This window comes from Paenibacillus macerans (assembly GCF_900454495.1).
GTDB lineage: Bacteria > Bacillota > Bacilli > Paenibacillales > Paenibacillaceae > Fontibacillus > Fontibacillus macerans.
In genome coordinates this window covers 2,787,283-2,805,247 of sequence record NZ_UGSI01000001.1, presented here as the reverse complement: position 1 = coordinate 2,805,247, position 17,965 = coordinate 2,787,283, and the positions used below count along the sequence as shown (strand labels likewise).

Genomic DNA, 17,965 nt, shown 5'->3' with positions numbered 1-17,965 from the left:
TCGGTTAAGTCTTCCCGGCGGTGTTGCTGGGAGATTATCGGTGCTGTGGCAACCGTTAGAATAATTTCGTGTTTAGAAATGTATCTTGTTAGATCAGATTTGATGAACTGATGGTGCAAGGCGGATTTGTAGCAGACAGTTTGCAGCGGGCAATTTTTAGTAGACAGCCTTGCTTGTTTAGCTGGGTTTCTTTACAATAGGAATGTTAGATGTCTACCCATTAACTTGATATAGGAGCGATCGTATGAACGTGAAAATTACCCGCAACGCGGCGAAAGTGATAAAAAAAGAATTGGAAAAGGAAGAAAACCAAGGCCTGGTGCTTAAAGTATTCATCACCCACTCGCATGGCGATCACGCCCACTATGGCCTGGATCTGGTGAAACCGGACGAGAAGGGACAAATCGTAAAAACGGACAAGGAGATCGACGTGCTCGTGGAAGGTACCGATCCGCTGCTTGACGGCGTGAAGATCGATTACTTGTATTTTCCGGAGGAAGGCTTCGTCATCACCAACCCGTCCAAAGGCAATCACGGAGATCATTAATTATTCGGTTCAGTTCGGTTTATGTGTTAAGTTCGCCATTTTAGAATTCCCAAAATGGGACGATTCTCGCACTCGAGATTCCCGTTTTGGGAATTTTTTTGCACCCGGTTGATTGCGCGCCGGTAGGGCAGCCGTGCGAAATGTTCCTGTTGGCGCGGAAAACTCAAAAATTTCTGCCCGCCGTGGCATGTTGGCACGGAAATTGCTTGTTATAAAGGTGAACCGCTTGTTGTTAGATTTTAAAATGCATCATTTTTCGGCCGAGCAGAAGCGTTCAATAATCGCGTAAGAAAAGCTGCCGCTAAATTGCGGTTTGTTTCCCTTTAATTTTCGTCGTACAGAAGCTTTTCTTGTGGGGAAGACGCGGCCGGGGAAGGGAGGGGGGCTGTGAATCCGGGGACGGCTGGGCCCGGTATGACAAGCGGTATTGTCCAAACGAAGCGAACCGGGAGGGGATTGTTTTGAGCGGGAAGGCATTAAATATTCCGAATGAACTTGTGATAGAGATGTATACAAAAATGCAGCGGATCCGCAAGTTTGAAGAAACGGCGGGGGCGTTTTTTTCCGAAGGGAAGATACCGGGATTCGTGCACTTGTATATCGGCGAGGAAGCGATAGCCGTAGGGGCCTGCGCAAATTTAAGAGACGACGATTTCATTACGAGCACGCATCGCGGCCATGGGCATATCGTTGCCAAAGGCGGCAATCTGAAGCTAATGATGGCGGAGCTGTTCGGCAGAGAAACCGGATACTGCAAAGGCAAAGGCGGCTCGATGCATATTGCGGATGCGGAGCTTGGCATTCTGGGGGCGAACGGCATCGTCGGGGCAGGCCACAATATTGCGGTCGGCGCGGGCTGGAGCGCGCAGTACAGGGGGACTGACCAGGTTAGCGTTTGCTTTTTTGGAGACGCTTCCACGAATATCGGTTCATTTCATGAGGCGCTGAATCTGGCCAGCGTGTGGAAGCTGCCGGTTATCTTCGTGTGCGAAAACAATCTTTACGGCATCTCGGTTAGCCAGGAAAGGCATCAGGCGATTAAGGATATCTCGCTGCGCGCGGCGGGGTACAACATTCCTGCCGTAACCGCAGACGGCAACGATGTCTTCGCGGTGTATGAGCATGTGAAAGCGGCCGTTGAAAGGGCAAGATCCGGCCTGGGCCCCAGCTTGCTGGAATTTAAAACCTACCGTCACCGGGGCCATTTTGAAGGGGACCCGGCCGCATACAGACCGGCGGAAGAGGTCGAGGAGTGGCTTAAGAGAGATCCGATTCCGAAGCTGGAACGATACCTGCTGGACCAAAAAATAGCCGATGCGCAAGGATTGGAAAAAATCCGCTCGGAAGTGGATGCCGAACTTCAGGAGGCGCTCGATTTTGCCTCCGGCAGCCAGGTGCCGGCGATCGGGACATCGGTTGAGAATATTTACTCTGACTTGATCGAGGAGGCGCGCGTACGATGAAAAAAATGACTTATGGCGAAGGAATCCGGGAAGCACTGCGCATCAAAATGCTGGAAGACCCGAACGTCGTGCTGCTGGGAGAAGATGTAGGGCCGTACGGCGGCACGTTTGGCGTGACCAAAGGGCTGTGGGAGGAATTCGGCGAGAAGCGGGTCCGCGACACCCCGATCTCCGAAGGCATCATTGTCGGTGCGTCGGTCGGGGCGGCCGCGACGGGACTGCGCCCTGTTCCCGAGCTGATGTTCATGGACTTTCTGGCGTTCGGGATGGACAGTCTGGTCAATCAGGCGGCCAAGATGAGATATATGTTCGGCGGCAAAATCTCCGTCCCGATGGTCCTGCGCCTGCCGACGGGCGGCGGGATGAACGCGGGCGCGCAGCATTCCCAATCGCTTGAAGCCTGGGTGACCCATATCCCCGGCCTGAAAGTGGTGTTTCCATCCAATGCGGAGGATGCCTGGGGGTTGATGCTGACCGCGATCGAAGACAATAACCCGGTCTGTTATTTGGAGAGCAAGGCGTTGTATGCGCGCAAGAGCGAGGTGCCGGACCATGTCGCCCCGATTCCTTTCGGAGTGGCCAAAGTAAAACGGGAAGGCCGCGATGTTTCGGTGATCACTTACGGAAAGCAGGTCCACGATGCGTTGACGGCGGCGGAGCAGCTTGCGCGGGAGGGGATCGAAGCCGAGGTGATCGACTTAAGATCGCTGTATCCGCTCGATAAGGATATGATCCGCGCTACTGTAGCCAAGACCCACCGGGCGGTCGTCGTTACGGAAGAAGTGAAGCGGGGCGGATATGGCGGGGAGCTTTCCGCGATGATTTCCGAGGAAATGTTCGATGAGCTTGATGCCCCGGTGGTAAGGATAGGCGCGCTGAATACCCCGGTTCCGTATGCTCCCGATCTGGAAACGGTTGTGCTTCCGAATGCCGCGGACATCGTCAACGGAGTCAAAAGCATGGGGTTGAACAAAGCGATCCTGTAGAACGAGCTCAAACATGGAGGGACGAAAATGGCCGAAATTATCGTGATGCCCAAGCTGGGACTGACCATGACGGAAGGAAACCTGTCCAACTGGCGCAAAGCGGAGGGAGACCGCATCGAGCAGGGGGACATCCTGTTCGACGTGGAGACCGACAAATTGTCCAATGAAATCGAGGCAAAAGTAAGCGGAGTGCTGCGAAAAATCCTCGTTCGCGACGGCGAGGTCGAAGTGCTTCGTCCGGTCGCGATCGTCGGTACGGAGGATGAGGATATTTCCGCATTGTTGGCCGAAGCCGGCGGCAGCGTACCGCAAGCCGGGACCGGCGAGCTGAACCGGCCGGAAGGGGCGGAGGCGGGGGACGCCCCGCTCTCTGATGCGGTCGAAGCGGCGGCGGTGGAAGGCAGAATCAAAGCTTCGCCGCTCGCCAAAAAAACGGCGGCCGAACTTGGCGCGGATCTGACGCGTATTCCGGGAACCGGTCCGGGAGGACGGATCACCGCAGCGGACGTTCAGCGGTTTACGTCGGTTTTAACAGGCGAAAAGAAGGCGAAGGCATCGCCTGCCGCCGTAAAAACCGCTGCCGCTTTAGGCGTGGATATCTCCGGCATCCAGAAAGATGGGAGAATTATGAAGTCCGATGTGCAGGCCCACTTCGCCAAGGCAAACGCCCAACCGGGCGATGCCGGTTCGGAGCCGGCAGAAATGACGCGCCGCGTGCCGATGAACGCCATGCGGAAAGTCATCGCCAAGCGAATGCGGGAAAGCCAGGAGATTTCGCCTGCGGTTACCTACAATCTGAAGGTGGATACGACGAATTTGGGGCTGCTCCGGGAGCAATTGAAAGACAGCTGCAAAGTAACTTACACCGATCTGCTGGTAAAAATCGCCGCGAAAGCGCTGATCGAACATCCGTTGTTAAACTGCTCCATAGAAAATGATGAATTGGTGCTAAGAAGCTATGCCAATATCGGCGTTGCCGTCGGGCTGGAGGACGGCTTGGTCGTACCGGTCATCAAAAACGCCGACCGCAAAGGCCTGCGGGAAATCGCGGAGGAAGCGCGGGCACTGGTTGGCAAAGCGAGAAATAACGGGCTTGCTTCAAGCGATATGTCGGGCGGCACGTTTACGATTACCAACTTGGGGATGTACGGGATGGAATCATTTACTCCGATCATTAATCAGCCCGAAGTGGCGATTCTGGGCGTTAACGCGATCCTTGAGACGCCGGTGGCCGTCAACGGCCAAGTCGCCGTGAAGCCGCTGATGAACCTGAGCCTCACCGCCGACCACAGAGCGGTGGACGGCGCGGTGGCGGCCGCTTTTATGCAAAAGTTGAAACAGTATGTCGAAACGCCGGCACTGCTTCTACTATAAACGGGGGGAGAAAAAATGAAGATCGTGGTGCTAGGAGGCGGTCCCGGCGGCTACGTAGCGGCGATCCGGGCGGCACAGCTTGGCGCGGACGTAACGCTGGTGGAGAGAAAAGCGCTCGGAGGGACCTGCCTGAATGTCGGCTGCATCCCGACCAAGGTGCTGCTGCACACGGCGGAGCTTTACGCGCAGCTCAAACGGGACGGAAAAGAACTCGGGCTGGAGGCGGGGGACATTTCGTTCAATTGGCCGCAGCTTCAAAAAAGAAAGGATCACATGATCAAACTGAACGCAGGGGGCATCGACGCTCTGCTGAAAAAGCACAGAATCGCCAAAGTGATGGGCAGCGCAACCTTTACCGGCGAGCATGAGCTGCAGGTGACAGCGGCGGATGGAAGCAAGCAAACGAGGCATTTTGACCGGGCGATTATCGCCACCGGCTCCGAGCCGGCGCAAATTCCGATTCCGGGCGCGGATTTGGACGGGGTGATCACCAGCGATGAGGCGCTTTCCCTGCCCGAAGTGCCGGGCAGGCTGTGCATCATTGGCGGCGGGGTGATCGGCTGCGAATTCGCCAGCGTATACAGTAGCCTCGGGTGCCGGGTGACGATCGTCGAAATGTTGCCCGAACTGATCGCGGCCATGGATCAGGATGCGGTAAGCTGCCTGAAGAAGCAGTTTGCCAAAGAGGGAATACAAATCCATACAGAGACAAGAGTGGAGAGTATCGAGAAAACGGGCGGAGGATTGGTCGTAAGTACGGCGTCGTCCGCAGGCAGCCGCACGATTGAGGCCGACAAGGTGCTGATTTCGACCGGGCGGAGGCCGGTTACCGACGGATTGGGGCTGGAGCGCATCGGAGTCGATGCGGACAGAAACGGAATCAAGGTTAACCGGCGCATGCAGACGAACCTTGCGCACATCTATGCGATCGGCGATTGCACCGGCGGAGTCATGCTCGCGCATGTCGCCTCCGCCGAGGGGATGATTGCCGCAGAAGCGATCATGGGCGCGCCTGCGGACATCGATTTCCGCACGATCCCGTATTGCGTCTACACGAGACCGGAGCTGGCCTCGGTAGGGATGACGGAGAAATCGGCCAGGGAGCGGGGGTATGAAGTGAGAACGGGGGTATTTCCGCTGCAGGTCAACGCGAAATCGATGATTATGGGCGAAACGAACGGGCTAATCAAGGTTGTCGCCGACGCCGCTACGGATGAAATCCTCGGGCTTCATATCGCCGGCCCCAGGGCAACGGATTTGATCGCGGAAGGTGCGCTGGCCATCCGGCTGGAAGCGACGCTGGACGAAATCGTCACGACGATCCACGCTCATCCCACCGTGGCCGAGTCGCTTCCGGAAGCGGCTCACGCAGCCCATCACCGGGCGATTCACCTGTACGGATAAAAAACAATCGAAGCCGGCGGACCCGGCAGCTCCACTAAATCGCCTGGGTAAGATGAATGTTTCATATTTTATTCATCTTATTCAGGCTTCTTGCCGATACAAACGAATTATAATAAGAGTAAGCGAATTTGTAAGCGCATTCAATAATATTTTTACAATCAGGTGAGCGTATGAAAATTGCTATGGAAATGAAACAGACAACGTCGCTTTCCCCGCAAATGAGGCAAGCGGTGCAAATTTTGCAGATGGGTTCACAGGAGCTTGAGGAATACGCCTTGCGGCTCGCCGCCGAGAATCCGCTTATCGAGGTGACCACATTCGCGGATCGTCTAAGCCGCAGGAACAGGAACGATACCGGCATGCATTTTCCGGATGTAGAAGCAATGGCCGCTCCCGGCGAAGAAAGCCTGCACGATGTTTTGATGGGCCAGTTGAATCTGCTGACCCTATCCAAACGGGAATATCGGACAGCCCGCTACTTGATCGGCTGCCTGGACGGGAACGGTTACCTTGAGATTGCTCCGGAGGAGGCGGCGAAAGCGTTGGGCACGGATACGGATAGCGTGCTCCGCGCTCTTCGCCTCGTGCAGTCTTTGGAGCCGGCCGGCGTCGGCGCGGCGGATTTACAGGAGTGTCTTTTGCTGCAACTGGAGCATAGAGAGGAGATGACACCGCTGCTGAAAGAACTCATTGAGCGGCACTTCGAACAGCTCTGCAAACAACGCTTTGATGCGATTTCCAAACGATTGGGCGTTCCCAAGCGCGCGATTGTTGAAGCGTACCGGGTGCTTCGTTCGTTGAACCCCCGTCCCGGCGGCGGTTTCGAAAGCGGGCAAAAAACCGTATATATTGTGCCTGACGTCCTGGTTGCCGCTAAGGACGGGGGCTTCGACATCAAGCTGAACGACGCCGTTTGCCCCGAAATAGCGATTCAGCCTTCGTACCGGAATTTGCTGGAGCAAAATCTCGACGACGGTACCCGGCAGTATATGGCGCGAAAACTAGAGCAGGCAAGATGGACCATGAGCTGCATCGCGGCTCGCCGGCGGACCTTGTTTCGCGTAACGGAAGCGATAGTGGAGTGGCAGGAAGCCTTTTTTCGAAAAGGGCCGAAGCATATGGCGCCGATGGTGCTGAAGGATATTGCCGGCCGGCTGGGCCTGCACGAATCTACGGTAAGCCGGGCGACCAAACATAAGTATGTCCGCTGCGATTGGGGAACTTATGAACTGAAGCGGCTTTTCGCGCCTTCGCTGAACCGGAGCGCATCTTTGCGGTTGGGCGGGGATGCTGCGAAGCGGATGATTCGTGATATTATCGATCGTGAAAATAAGAACAAAACCTGGAGCGACCGTGAAATCGCCGAATTGCTGCTTAGCGAGGGGATTCGCATATCCCGCAGAACCGTGGCCAAATACCGGGAGAGCATGAATATCGCCAGCGCGGCCGATCGAAAGCAGCGCCTGATCTAAAAGAAACAAACCGGACGCGAGGAGTGATTGTCGTTTGCTGATCAGCTATGAAAAGTCGATCGAAAATTGGGAGCAGTTCACGAAATATGGTACCATAACGGCGGATACAAGGATGGAGATTGCCGAATCGTGGATTCGCTGCAGCGAGGCCGGCGTCGATCCTTTGCACGGCAGAGGAGAGCAAGTCTCTTCCGCAGAACTTTCCGTTCGCTTAAACGACCGGAAGCAATTAATCGCCGTGGCCAGGCCGGTAATGAACAGCATTTTTCAAATTATTAAAAGCACGGTATACGGCATTGTCTTAACCGACCAAGACGGAGTTATTTTGGAGACGGTGCATCATGAGACGATCGAGCCGGAATGCGCGAAAGTGAATTTTTTTCAAGGAGCCCGCTGGGATGAGCGAAGCGTGGGCACCAACGCGGTCGGAACGGCGCTGGCGACGGGCCGCCCGATCCAGGTGCTCGGGGGAGAGCATTACTGCACTTCCCATCATCCGTGGACCTGTTCGGCCGCACCGATCCGCGACAGCAGGGGAAATATCATCGGCTGTCTCGATTTGTCGGGAAAAGTGGAGGACGTTCACATTCATACGTTCGGGATCGTGGTCTCCGCCGTGATCAGCATCCAGGAGCAGCTCAATGTGATGGAGACGAACGGACTGATGGATACCGTGTTTAATTCAATGATGGATGGGCTGCTCCTGATCGATACGGAATACCGCATTCAGCGAATCAACAGCCGGCTTGCCTCGATCTTCAGGCTGGACGCGAACGAGATCTATCGGCTGAACGTGAGGGAAATGCTGAACGCGCGGGATATCGAGAACGTGGTTTTTCGCGGAAAACAGCATCTGAGTTACGCGGACTGCACCATCAAGGCCGGAGATCAGCGGGTTGACTGCATGGTCAACATTTTTCCTTACGAATTTAATAACCGGGTCCTGGGCGCTGCCATTTTGATCAGGGAAGCGGGACAGGTGCGCAAGGCGGTCAATCAAATTGCCGGTTTTAAAGCCAACTACAGCTTTGAAGATATTGTAACGCGCCATCCGGCGATGCTTGAAACGATTGCTTTTGCCAAAAAAATCGCCAGAACGGACTGCACCGTCCTGATTGAAGGAGAAAGCGGAACCGGCAAGGAGTTGTTCGCGCAATCGATCCATCAGGCCAGCAGCCGGGCAAACGGACCGTTTATCGCGATCAATTGCGCCGCACTCCCCAAAGAACTGGTAGAAAGCGAGCTGTTCGGCTACGAGAAGGGCTCTTTTACAGGCGCGTTGCGCGAAGGCAGTCCGGGAAAATTCGAACTCGCACACGGAGGGACGCTCTTTTTGGACGAAGTCGGCGAGCTGTCATTGGAAATCCAAGCCAAGCTGCTTCGGGTGCTGGATAATCACAAGGTCAGGAGAATCGGGGGACGGCATGAGCGGACGCTGGACGTCAGGGTCATCGCCGCGACGAACAGGGACTTGGAGGAAGAGGTGGCGCTCAATTCATACCGGAGCGATTTGTATTATCGCTTGAATGTGATCAACATAAAACTGTTGCCCTTGCGGGAACGGCAGGAGGATACAGCGGAGCTGGCCAAGATGTTTTTGCACGCATGCAACCGGGAGAACCCGGGGCCGCCGAAGAAGTTCAGCGCTTCCTTCCTGGGGGCGCTGCAGCGGCAGGAGTGGAAAGGAAACGTGCGGGAGCTGCAAAATATCGTCAAAAGGGCGTATTATGTAAGCGAAGCAGAGATCATCGACGAATCCCATTTGCCGGAGGGCATGCGGATAAGCCGGCATGACGGCGGCGCAGCGCTCCCGCAGCACGGAATGAAAAGCCTGCGGGACAGGGAAAGGGAGGACATTGTGCAGGCGTTGCAAGCCTGTGGCGGCAATGCGGTGTCCGCGGCGAAACTTTTGAATATCGGCAAGTCCACCATCTACAGAAAAATCGGCGAATACGGAATCAGAGGCCGGTGGAATGGATAATCAGCGGGTTTAGTGCTATAATCAACTATTGGATATTAGCAGAGTAGACAAAAAAGAAGGGAAACAGCATGGCTAACGATATTCGGATTTGCGATAAATGCAATCATATCCGTATGAAGACGATTGTACCGAAATTGCAAAAGCTGGCGCCGGACGCCGAAATCAAAGTCGGCTGCAAATCGTATTGCGGTCCTTGCGGCAAAAGAGCGTTCGTATATATTAACGGCCGGTACATCAGCGCGCCGACGGAAGAGGAAGTGCTGGCCAAAGCCGCTCCGTTCGTGAAAAAACCGAAACTTTAGAAGGCAGCCGGTATAGAGCTGCCTGGAAATTGGGCCGGAAGACGCGGCCCAGGGATGGCCGCCGGGGTTTGTGCTCCGGCGGTTTTTTAGAGCTGGCTCAACTGAGCTAACTGGGTCAACTGCGTTAATTACGCCAAGTGCGCCAAGTGCGCTAAGTGCAAAAGTGCATGCGATTTTCGTCGAAATTCCTCGAAACGGGTGGTTCAACTGCAAAAATGCAGTTCATTTTTTATCCAAAACACTCTTTTTTATCAAACAGCCCCTAAAGAGATGCACTTTTGCATTTGGCAGGTCTTATCAGGGGAGTATTGGCCTCAATCGCCTGCACTTTTGCATTTCATGAAATGACGTAACATTCTCCAATTGTCGCATTGTCCTCTATCGTTACATGACCTCAAATTGTAGCACCGAGCGCAACACCAAGCGCTGGGAGCTGGCGCGGGCCTCAAGCGCGAGCGTTTCCTGTCACCTTACGCGAATCATATCCTTCCGCCGGTATACGCTGTAGATGAGTCCGATGGCCGCCAATTGCGCGAGCAGCCCGCTTCCTCCGTAGCTTAACAGAGGAAATAATACGTCGGAGATCGGCAAAATCCCGAGCGACATCCCGATGCTCCAGACGAATTGAACGGCGAATAAGGCTCCGAGACCGGTAATGAGCATTTTTCCGTAGGATTCTTTTATGGCCAAACCTGCCTTCATCAAATGGAAAATGAAAAACAGGACGCTGAGCAAAACGAGGGCCCCGAACAACCAACCTAAACTGTAAACAAGATATGTAAATATGGTATCCGAATGAATGGAGGGCAACCAGTCCATTTGCAAACCGAAGCCATGTCCCCGCCATCCGGCCGAACGAATAGCCTCATCGATTTTCGTATAAGTGTATCCGTAACCATCGGGGTCCCGATAGCGCCATAAAAAGCCGATTAGCCGATTCTGGCCATACCCGCTAAGCAGCGCCGGCAAAAGAAAAATCGCCGTGACCAGGGAAAGGTACGCCATCACCCAGCGCCGTCCATACCCGGAAAAAAACAACATCAAGGCGAAGGTAACGGCGTAAAGCATCAGGTTCGCGATGGACGGGATCGATGCAAACAGCAGCAGCGGGATGATGCCGAAAACAACGATCTGCCGTAAAGCGGTCCGGCCGTTTTCATATCCCCGGGAAAAAACGCCTGCCGCCGCGATGGTAAAAAGATAGGGGCAGAAAACATTGAAATTCAAACTCAGCCCAAGCGCCCCGATAACCCAAAAACTTGCACCGTTAACCTGTTGGCCCAGTAAATGGGCCCCCAGCAAAATCACGATCGCTGTTCCGTAAATCGCCCACGAATAACTGCGGAGACCTCGATAATGAATCCGGCTTAACACGAACAAAACCGTCAATCCTACCGCCATATAAAAAGCTTGTCTGACAAGCAGATCATAGTTCGACATCCTTCCGCTACCGGCAGCATAACTAAGCTGCACGGCATACATAGCCAGCAGCGCAATCCCCAGCAGCAGCGTCAAGACGGACAGCATGGCCCATGGAACGCGCGGTTTGTGCACCCGGTTTAACCCCCGCGCGACCGCATCCGTATCTCCCATCTGGGCGATGGCCTGCCGGGCGGCCGTCTCGTCGTCCAAGCCTTGGGCGCGCAGGGATTCCGACAGCTCGTCCAAATGGCCGGCTATCTCCTCGCTTATTTCTTGGCGCAGCTCTCGCGCCTTTACTTGCCTGCTTACCTGTTTCGTGTACTCTTGCAAAAGCGGATGCAAATTTCTCATGCCGGTCCCTCCCCTAGCACCCGGTCCACGGCACCCCGGAACAGCTGCCATTCCCGTTTCTTTTCCTGAAGCTGCCGTCTGCCGCTATCCGTGATCCGGTAATACTTGCGTTTACGCCCCTCGGCTTCTTCCCAATAGGACTCCAGCCAGCGCTCCGTCTCCATGCTGTGGAGAATCGGGTAAAGCGTGCCCTCCTTCAAGGCAAATGTGCCTTCCGACATACGCTCCAGCTCTTTGATCAACTGGTAGCCATATAAGTCCTGCTTGTCCAGCAGCGTCAGGATCAGCATGCCTGTGCTTCCTTTAAGCAGTTCTTTATTTACTTTCAACTTTGGCGCCCCCTTCCCAATTCATACCAACCATTATACATAGAATTAGTATGCATCGCAAATCTATGTATAAACAAGCGCCGATTTTGAGATTGAGCCCAATTTTAACGGTAAAAAAGTCCGCTATTCATGGCGCTCCAACGAATTTTGCCGCGATAGCGGACTTTTTTGTCCTTATTTTCCCAGCGAAGGGTTGTAAATGGTGGTTACACCACTTGCGCTGAGAAATAACGCCATAAAATGTCGTTATATTATAATAGAGTAGTCCCATCACCGATATACCGCCCAAAATTACCGCTATTTCTCTTAACTTCCGACTTGCTGCTGGGTGACTCGGCTAACTTAACCTAGAATAAGCGGTTTGATGTATTCCGGACGGAAGGATAGAATGGACTCAAGCGTGTTTTCAGTAATATATGAAAAACAAGGAGAATGACATGGGAGCGATTCAAGAACGCATTGCGGAAGTGGCGGGATACCAGGCCAAACGTACGGCGAGAGAGGATTTTGACGAGTTCTGGAGCCGGACGCTGGACCGGTTTGCGTCCAAACCTTTGAACGGCCGCCGGGAGCGTGCGGAAACGATGATGCAGGGGATTACGGCCGAGCATGTGACGTTTGAAGGCTTCGACGATACGCCGCTGCACGGCTGGTTTTTGGTGCCCAACGGGAGCGGAGAAAAGAAAAAGCATCCCTGCCTCGTGATCTATCAAGGCTATCAGTGCCATCGGGGGCTTCCGGAAAATTACGCCGCTTGGCTGCTGATGGGATACGCCGTTTTTGCCGTCGATACGCGGGGGCAAACCGGGGAGACGGGGAACCGGCTGACCTCCGGCCAAGGCATCGTGAAAGGGTGGATGACCCAGGGCATCTTGGAGCCGGAGCAATTTTACGCCAAAGCGATGACGATCGACGCTTGGAAGGCGCTGCAGTGGGTCAAAGCGCAGCCGGAGATCGATCCGCAGCGGATCGGGGTGTACGGATCGAGCCAAGGGGGCGGCCTGGCCCTGCAGATGGCGGCGTTAAGCGACGTTCCGCGCGCGGCCGTGGCCAATGTCCCCAATCTGTGCCATCTGGAGTTCGCCTTGATGAATTCGACCGGTTCGGTAGCGGAAATCGCCGAGTTTCTGGCCAGAAATCCGGGAGAACTGGAGCGGGTGCTGACAACGCTAAGCTATTTCGATAATCTGAACCTGGCCGAAAAAATCAATATCCCCGTGCTGTATTCGGCGGGCTTCAAGGACATGATCTGCTGGCCGGAGACGATCGCCGCGGCATACAACCGCAATCCCGCGCCGGGGAAGGAACTGCTTCTCTATCCGTTTATGGGCCATGAGGAAGGTCCCGACGAGCACCGTTTGAAGGTCTACGCTTTTTTGCGGGAGCAGTTACAACGTTAGCCGGGCAGCCGCCCGGCCTCTTTCATTTGTTCCGCAGGTTCAAATATCGCCGGCGCGGTCCCCTTCTATTCTCATCAGGACCGCCTCGCGAGCCGCCTTCGTTAATCCGTTTAGCACCAGATCATAGGAATGATCGATCATCGCTTGCAGATCGTCCATCGGCAAGCTGCCATCGGCGGTCACCGTGTTCCAGTGCTGCTTGTTCAAATGATAACCAGGCTGTACGCAAGCATGCTGCTCCCTTAGATTGGCGGCGATCACCGGATCGCATTTTAAGGAAATCCGTACGGCGGACTCGTTTTCCGAGGCGGAAATCAGGGCGAATATTTTCCCCCCCACCTTCATGACCATCGGGTCCGGACCAAAGGGATATTCCTGGACGGCTCCTTTTTTCGATAAGCAATAGGCTGTTAGTTTGTTGTACATAGTCACTGGCATCTCCTTCCACAATCGGCTCTATGATTTCCGTGCTACTAACTATACCATGTCCGCCGGAAGCGTGTTAAGAGCCCGCAGCGGTTATTGCTTGACACGTTCCTGATTTCACATTAAAATCTAAACGGTTAGTTTATTTTAGTGGAGAAGATGATGATGACCGACAAAAAGAAGAGGACTTACGATGCCGCCCGCACTAAAGCGATCATTCTTGACGCGGCGGAAGGATTGTTTGCGGAACATGGCTACTCCGCAACGCGAATCGATGCGATCGCCGATGCGGCAGGCTATAATAAAAGTCTTATTTATCAGTATTTTAAAGATAAGCTGGGACTTTATACCGAAGTGGTCAAGCGGGCCGACCTGTTCGGCAATAAGATGCTGGAGGAGCAGGCCGGGGACCTGCTTAAGGATGAGACAACCGCTTCCGACCCGAACAAGTTCCGGCAGCTGCTTGAACAAGTGGTGGATTTTTCCTATCAGCTATTGATGGAAAACCCCCGTTATTTGAAAATATTCGCCTGGGAAGCGGCTGAGGATTGGAAGACATGGAAGAAAATCGCCTACAATCCGGACGATTTTTCCCGGTTGTATGAATTGGCTTTGGCGGCCAAGGAGAATGGAATGATCAGGCGGGATATGGAACCGATGATGGTCCCGATGATTCTGATGAATACGGTGATCCCGTTCCTTCAATCTTTCCGGAGATTTAGCGAGATTTTTCCGGATGACCGTATGCCGCCGATGACGCAGGAACAGTTTAGAGAACAGATCGCAAAATTCGTTATTTACGGTGTAATGGAGCCAAGTATCCTGTAGCCTAGGGAGCTTGGCGTTCTTTTCGCCTTAAATATAAATAACTAGTTAGATTTAAATGGAGGACTGATTTTATGAGATTTCAGCAAAAGGCCGTTATTGTCACCGGAGGAGCCGGCGGGATCGGGGCCGCAGCAGCCCGATTGTTCGCGGAGGAAGGAGCTAAGGTGGTAATTGCCGATTTATCCGAGGAAGGGCAGATGCTGGCGGATGAATTAACAAAAAGCGGGCTCACGGCAAGTTTTATAAAAACGGACGTGACCCAAGAAGGTGAAGTCGAGCGGATGGTGGAGAAAACCGTCGAGCGCTACGGCAAGCTGGATATTCTGTTCGCCAACGCCGGAGTCGGAGCCGATGGCTTGGCGGATGAGTTAAGCCTTGAGGATTGGCAGCTTGCCATAGATATCAACCTAACCGGTGTGTTTCTTTGCAACAAATATGCCATCAAGCAAATGCTCAGCCAGGGGAATGGCGGCGCGATTGTCAACTGCGGCTCTGTGCATAGCCATGTTGGGAAAGCGAGAGTGACCGCTTACGCGGCGGCTAAAGGCGGCGTGAAAATGCTGACCCAATCTGCGGCGATAGCTTATGCGGCCAGAAATATCCGCGTGAACGCTGTGTGCCCGGGGTACGTCGATACGCCGATGATCAACCGCTTGGGCGAAGAGGTCAAAAACTACCTCATAGGTTTGCACCCTGCAGGCCGATTGGGCACGGCTGAGGAGATCGCTAAAGCGGTTCTGTTTCTGGCCAGTGACGACGCTTCATTCATCACAGGAACCAGCCTGATGGTGGATGGGGGATATACGGCGGTATGACGAGCATGCAGATTTTTTATTTTTCGGGAACGGGCAACTCCCTTTTTATCGCCCAGGAGTTGCATAAATCGTTTCCCGAAGCCACCGTTGTACCGGTCATCCAATTAACGGACTATCATATTAAGGCTGATGCCGTAGGTTTCGTTTTTCCGGTTCACGCGTTTACGATGCCGGCACCGGTTAAGCATTTTTTGGAGAAAATAAACCTGGACGAGGCCTCCTACCTTTTTGCTATAGCAACCCGGGGAGGCTCTCCCTGCAATGTATTTCGGGATATGGACCGTCTGCTTCGAAAAAAAGGAAAGGTGCTGAACGCGCACTGGTTTATCGATATGCCCAACAATTTTTGCCATATCGCGGATACGCCTGATCAGGCGCTCATAGAAAGGTTGTGCGCGGAAGCGCTGGTCAAGCTGGAACCGATAAAAACGGCCATCAGGAACAGGGATGAGGTTCACGCGCCGGACTCGGAGAAGTCGTTTTGGAGAAAAAAGCTGCTTTTTCCGGCTTTGTCGGCCGTCTTGCGCAAAACGAACTATTTGCACACGGACAAAAATTTTTATGCCGACGACCGTTGTATCGGGTGCGGCCTGTGTTCGAAAGTTTGCTTATCCGCAAAAATTGAGCAGAAGAACGGCAGGCCGCATTGGAATGAAGAGAAGAAATGTTATTTTTGCTTCGCCTGCATCAATCACTGTCCGCGCCAAGCCATCCAAATCCGGAAAACGAAGTCGATGACCAAAGGCAGGTACCGTCATCCGCTATACACTGCATATGATATCGCACAGCAGAAAGGGAGGCTTAACAATCCGTCGTCATCCTAGTTTTCCTTTCTAAAATCAGCGATCAGGTTGCCGGTGATGATCGCGTCGGAGATGCGCAGCCGTGTCTGAGCTTGCTCGTAGGGGGCGCGGCAGCGCCCGATCTCCGCCGCATCCCGGGTTTCCAAGTCGTAGCACTGCCCGTTTTCGAAGCGGTTGTCGGCCGATGGAATGTAATACAGCTTGCCGTCCGTAAACGCCCCCGAGCGCAGTACGACGAATCGGTCCGTTTCGGCGCCGGCGAACAAGTTGTTGCCCATCATGTAATATGGCGCCGAAGAAATGCCCAGCAGATGAAGCAGCGACGGGGCCATATCCAGCTGTCCGGCAGGCCGCTTATCGGTGCCGGTGAATTTGCCGTCCGGCAAATGGATCAGCAGCGGCACCTGGTTCATGATTTGATGCATGTCCAGATCGGTCAGAGACCTGCCGAGAAACCGCTCGTAATCCGCTTTATCCGTAAGCGAATTGTCGTGGTCCCCATAGAAATACAGGATTGTGTTGTCCCATAACCCTGCTTGCTTAAGCCCCTCGACCAGCTCGCCCAAGGCGGCGTCCACGTAATGGACGGACTGCAGGTAATCGCCAAACATCGTGCCCTCGAACTCCCCGGTGTCCAGTTCTTTCTTGTCGGCCGGCAGCGTATACGGATGATGGCTGGACAGGGTGATCATAAAGTTATAAAACGGCTGCTTTTCCTGCGTCATCAGGGCCAGCGACTGGCGGAAAAACGATTTGTCGCCCAGGGACCAGCCGAGCGGTTCGTCCATCGTGAAGTCTTTTTTGCTGAAAAAGCGTTCGTAGCCTATTGCCTGATACATATTGTTGCGGTTCCAAAAGCTGCCTTCGTAAGCGTGAAAAGCCTCTGCCGTATATCCCCCTCGCTCCTTCAATATCCGCGGCAGGACATCATACATATGGTTCGGATAACGCATGGCCACCGAGCCGACCGGCAGCGGATGCAGCGAGCTGTGCGATGAAAAGTCCGCATCCGAGGTGCGCCCTTGTCCGGTCTGGTGATAATAGTTCGGATAATAAAGGCTGTCTTTCATCAATCGGTTGATATTGGGCGTAATTTCCTGACCGCCGATTTGTTTGCCGATCACAAAATTCATAAACGCTTCGGCTTGAATCACGAGCACGTTGCTGCCCGCAAAGCCGCCGAACGTTTCGTTCCGCACCGCGCGGCGGCTTTGCGCTTCGTCAAACCAGCGCTGGATTTCCGCCCGTTCCTGCGCGGACACCGCGCTGGTTCCGGCGAGCCGCTCTTTAACGTATTTCGATGCGTCGTAAAAATGAAATCCCAACAGGCCGGTCACATTGTATAGCGAGACGTTCCACCAGTTGTTTTCGAACAGGCTCCCCGCCCATGTTTTGGCGTAATGGCGGATCGGTCCCAGGGTGAGGACAAAGCCGAGCGCAAAGGCGATGACGCCGGCGGAAAAGCGCCCCAGCAGGCGGCGCCGTCCTTCTTGGCGCCGGGCGGCTTCCGGCAAGAAGCCTGCACCGCCATCCGCCCGCCGGTCTGCCTGGTGGAACATCGGTTCACCTTGTCCTAGTCCGCCGCCGCGTTCGAATCCTTTCTTCAGCGCCGTCATCCCCAGCTTAAGCGCCAGCCAAGCTCCCCAATCCGCGATCAGCCATAGGTCGTACGGATAAATCAGCGACCGGATGCTGCCGCCAAGCTCCCCGACCTGACCGGCCTGCAGCAGCACGGGCACCGTAATGAAATCCCTGAAATAGCGGTAATATACGAGAGCGGAAAAAATCAGCGCGGTGAGCAGCACGTTCAGCACGGCCAGAGCGAGCGATCTACCCCGCGGCGGCAGCCACAAGGTCCAGAACGAGACAAGCATCGCCGAACCGATGGCAATCAGGTCGTCGAGCAGGTTCATGTCGATATAGAGGGCGTGCAGCTGACTGTGCAGAATCTTAAGCTTTAAAAGAATCGCAAGCACGAACAAAATATATCCAAACGGGCGGTACCGCAGCAGCCAATTTATCCGCTTGGCAAACCCGCGATCCCCGGCAAAACGCAGCATGT

The 17,965-nt window shown here is 54.2% G+C and carries 16 protein-coding genes; 12 read left to right on the top strand and 4 right to left on the bottom strand.

The genetic code is table 11. The features are described 5' to 3' along the window. Nucleotides 1-244: 244 nt before the first annotated feature. From DYE26_RS12550 to DYE26_RS12515, 8 genes are all read left to right on the top strand, one after another. Complete coding sequence (locus DYE26_RS12550) at nucleotides 245-547, top strand: heme biosynthesis protein HemY (protein ID WP_036624332.1); 303 nt, start codon at nucleotides 245-247, stop codon at nucleotides 545-547. Nucleotides 548-897: 350 nt separating this feature from the next. After that, nucleotides 898-2,010 (top strand): thiamine pyrophosphate-dependent dehydrogenase E1 component subunit alpha, encoded by a 1,113-nt coding sequence (locus DYE26_RS12545; protein WP_240534165.1) that lies wholly within the window; start codon nucleotides 898-900, stop codon nucleotides 2,008-2,010. Then, nucleotides 2,007-2,996: an alpha-ketoacid dehydrogenase subunit beta gene (locus DYE26_RS12540; RefSeq protein WP_036624330.1), complete on the top strand. Its 990-nt coding sequence runs from the start codon at nucleotides 2,007-2,009 to the stop codon at nucleotides 2,994-2,996. The genes DYE26_RS12545 and DYE26_RS12540 overlap by 4 nt, the downstream gene beginning before the upstream one ends. A 27-nt stretch (nucleotides 2,997-3,023) precedes the next feature. Next, nucleotides 3,024-4,370: a 2-oxo acid dehydrogenase subunit E2 gene (locus DYE26_RS12535; RefSeq protein ID WP_036624329.1), complete on the top strand. Its 1,347-nt coding sequence runs from the start codon at nucleotides 3,024-3,026 to the stop codon at nucleotides 4,368-4,370. A gap of 15 nt (nucleotides 4,371-4,385) precedes the next feature. Continuing rightward, nucleotides 4,386-5,774: a dihydrolipoyl dehydrogenase gene (gene lpdA / locus DYE26_RS12530; protein WP_036624326.1), complete on the top strand. Its 1,389-nt coding sequence runs from the start codon at nucleotides 4,386-4,388 to the stop codon at nucleotides 5,772-5,774. A 170-nt stretch (nucleotides 5,775-5,944) separates the two neighbouring features. Next, entirely contained in the window at nucleotides 5,945-7,246 is a 1,302-nt protein-coding gene (rpoN, locus tag DYE26_RS12525) for an RNA polymerase factor sigma-54 (protein ID WP_036624325.1), read from the top strand. 34 nt (nucleotides 7,247-7,280) lie between these two features. After that, nucleotides 7,281-9,227, top strand: a complete 1,947-nt coding sequence (locus DYE26_RS12520; RefSeq protein WP_051985592.1) for a sigma-54-dependent Fis family transcriptional regulator — start codon at nucleotides 7,281-7,283, stop codon at nucleotides 9,225-9,227. 68 nt (nucleotides 9,228-9,295) lie between these two features. Further along, a complete protein-coding gene (locus DYE26_RS12515; RefSeq protein WP_036624322.1) occupies nucleotides 9,296-9,529 on the top strand; it encodes a YuzB family protein in 234 nt (77 codons plus the stop codon). Nucleotides 9,530-9,994: 465 nt separating this feature from the next. Here the strand turns inward: DYE26_RS12515 and DYE26_RS12510 are convergent, their stop codons facing one another. Together DYE26_RS12510 and DYE26_RS12505 are read right to left on the bottom strand one after the other, a co-directional pair. Further along, complete coding sequence (locus DYE26_RS12510) at nucleotides 9,995-11,302, bottom strand: FtsW/RodA/SpoVE family cell cycle protein (protein WP_036624321.1); 1,308 nt, start codon at nucleotides 11,300-11,302, stop codon at nucleotides 9,995-9,997. Beyond that, nucleotides 11,299-11,631 carry a PadR family transcriptional regulator gene (locus DYE26_RS12505; protein ID WP_036624320.1) on the bottom strand — a complete coding sequence of 111 codons (333 nt, stop codon included), beginning with the start codon at nucleotides 11,629-11,631 and terminating at the stop codon, nucleotides 11,299-11,301. Before DYE26_RS12505 ends, DYE26_RS12510 begins: the two co-directional genes overlap by 4 nt. Before the next feature lie 437 nt (nucleotides 11,632-12,068). On the opposite strand from DYE26_RS12505, the gene DYE26_RS12500 reads away from it, so the two are divergent. After that, a complete protein-coding gene (locus DYE26_RS12500) occupies nucleotides 12,069-13,031 on the top strand; it encodes an acetylxylan esterase (RefSeq protein WP_036624319.1) in 963 nt (320 codons plus the stop codon). A 39-nt stretch (nucleotides 13,032-13,070) separates the two neighbouring features. On the opposite strand, the gene DYE26_RS12495 is transcribed toward DYE26_RS12500, so the two are convergent. After that, nucleotides 13,071-13,457, bottom strand: a complete 387-nt coding sequence (locus tag DYE26_RS12495; RefSeq protein ID WP_036624318.1) for an MmcQ/YjbR family DNA-binding protein — start codon at nucleotides 13,455-13,457, stop codon at nucleotides 13,071-13,073. Nucleotides 13,458-13,622: 165 nt separating this feature from the next. Between DYE26_RS12495 and DYE26_RS12490 the strand changes: the two genes are divergently transcribed. From DYE26_RS12490 to DYE26_RS12480, 3 genes are all read left to right on the top strand, one after another. After that, nucleotides 13,623-14,285, top strand: coding sequence for a TetR/AcrR family transcriptional regulator (locus DYE26_RS12490; RefSeq protein WP_051985591.1), 663 nt, complete (start codon nucleotides 13,623-13,625; stop codon nucleotides 14,283-14,285). Between the two features lie 71 nt (nucleotides 14,286-14,356). Then, complete coding sequence (locus tag DYE26_RS12485) at nucleotides 14,357-15,100, top strand: SDR family NAD(P)-dependent oxidoreductase (protein WP_036624316.1); 744 nt, start codon at nucleotides 14,357-14,359, stop codon at nucleotides 15,098-15,100. Then, nucleotides 15,097-15,924 carry an EFR1 family ferrodoxin gene (locus DYE26_RS12480; RefSeq protein WP_051985590.1) on the top strand — a complete coding sequence of 276 codons (828 nt, stop codon included), beginning with the start codon at nucleotides 15,097-15,099 and terminating at the stop codon, nucleotides 15,922-15,924. Before DYE26_RS12485 ends, DYE26_RS12480 begins: the two co-directional genes overlap by 4 nt. Here DYE26_RS12480 and DYE26_RS12475 read toward each other — a convergent pair. Next, a complete protein-coding gene (locus DYE26_RS12475; protein ID WP_036624315.1) occupies nucleotides 15,921-17,963 on the bottom strand; it encodes an LTA synthase family protein in 2,043 nt (680 codons plus the stop codon). The two genes, DYE26_RS12480 and DYE26_RS12475, sit on opposite strands and share 4 nt — an antisense overlap. Nucleotides 17,964-17,965 lie beyond the last annotated feature (2 nt).

Coding starts and splice junctions, on each gene's coding strand:
- DYE26_RS12550 (WP_036624332.1), top strand. CDS start 245: ATGAACGTGAAAATTACCCGCAACGCGGCGAAAGTGATAAAAAAAGAA.
- DYE26_RS12540 (WP_036624330.1), top strand. CDS start 2,007: ATGAAAAAAATGACTTATGGCGAAGGAATCCGGGAAGCACTGCGCATC.
- DYE26_RS12535 (WP_036624329.1), top strand. CDS start 3,024: ATGGCCGAAATTATCGTGATGCCCAAGCTGGGACTGACCATGACGGAA.
- lpdA (WP_036624326.1), top strand. CDS start 4,386: ATGAAGATCGTGGTGCTAGGAGGCGGTCCCGGCGGCTACGTAGCGGCG.
- rpoN (WP_036624325.1), top strand. CDS start 5,945: ATGAAAATTGCTATGGAAATGAAACAGACAACGTCGCTTTCCCCGCAA.
- DYE26_RS12515 (WP_036624322.1), top strand. CDS start 9,296: ATGGCTAACGATATTCGGATTTGCGATAAATGCAATCATATCCGTATG.
- DYE26_RS12510 (WP_036624321.1), bottom strand. CDS start 11,302: ATGAGAAATTTGCATCCGCTTTTGCAAGAGTACACGAAACAGGTAAGC.
- DYE26_RS12500 (WP_036624319.1), top strand. CDS start 12,069: ATGGGAGCGATTCAAGAACGCATTGCGGAAGTGGCGGGATACCAGGCC.
- DYE26_RS12495 (WP_036624318.1), bottom strand. CDS start 13,457: ATGTACAACAAACTAACAGCCTATTGCTTATCGAAAAAAGGAGCCGTC.
- DYE26_RS12490 (WP_051985591.1), top strand. CDS start 13,623: ATGACCGACAAAAAGAAGAGGACTTACGATGCCGCCCGCACTAAAGCG.
- DYE26_RS12485 (WP_036624316.1), top strand. CDS start 14,357: ATGAGATTTCAGCAAAAGGCCGTTATTGTCACCGGAGGAGCCGGCGGG.
- DYE26_RS12480 (WP_051985590.1), top strand. CDS start 15,097: ATGACGAGCATGCAGATTTTTTATTTTTCGGGAACGGGCAACTCCCTT.
- DYE26_RS12475 (WP_036624315.1), bottom strand. CDS start 17,963: ATGCTGCGTTTTGCCGGGGATCGCGGGTTTGCCAAGCGGATAAATTGG.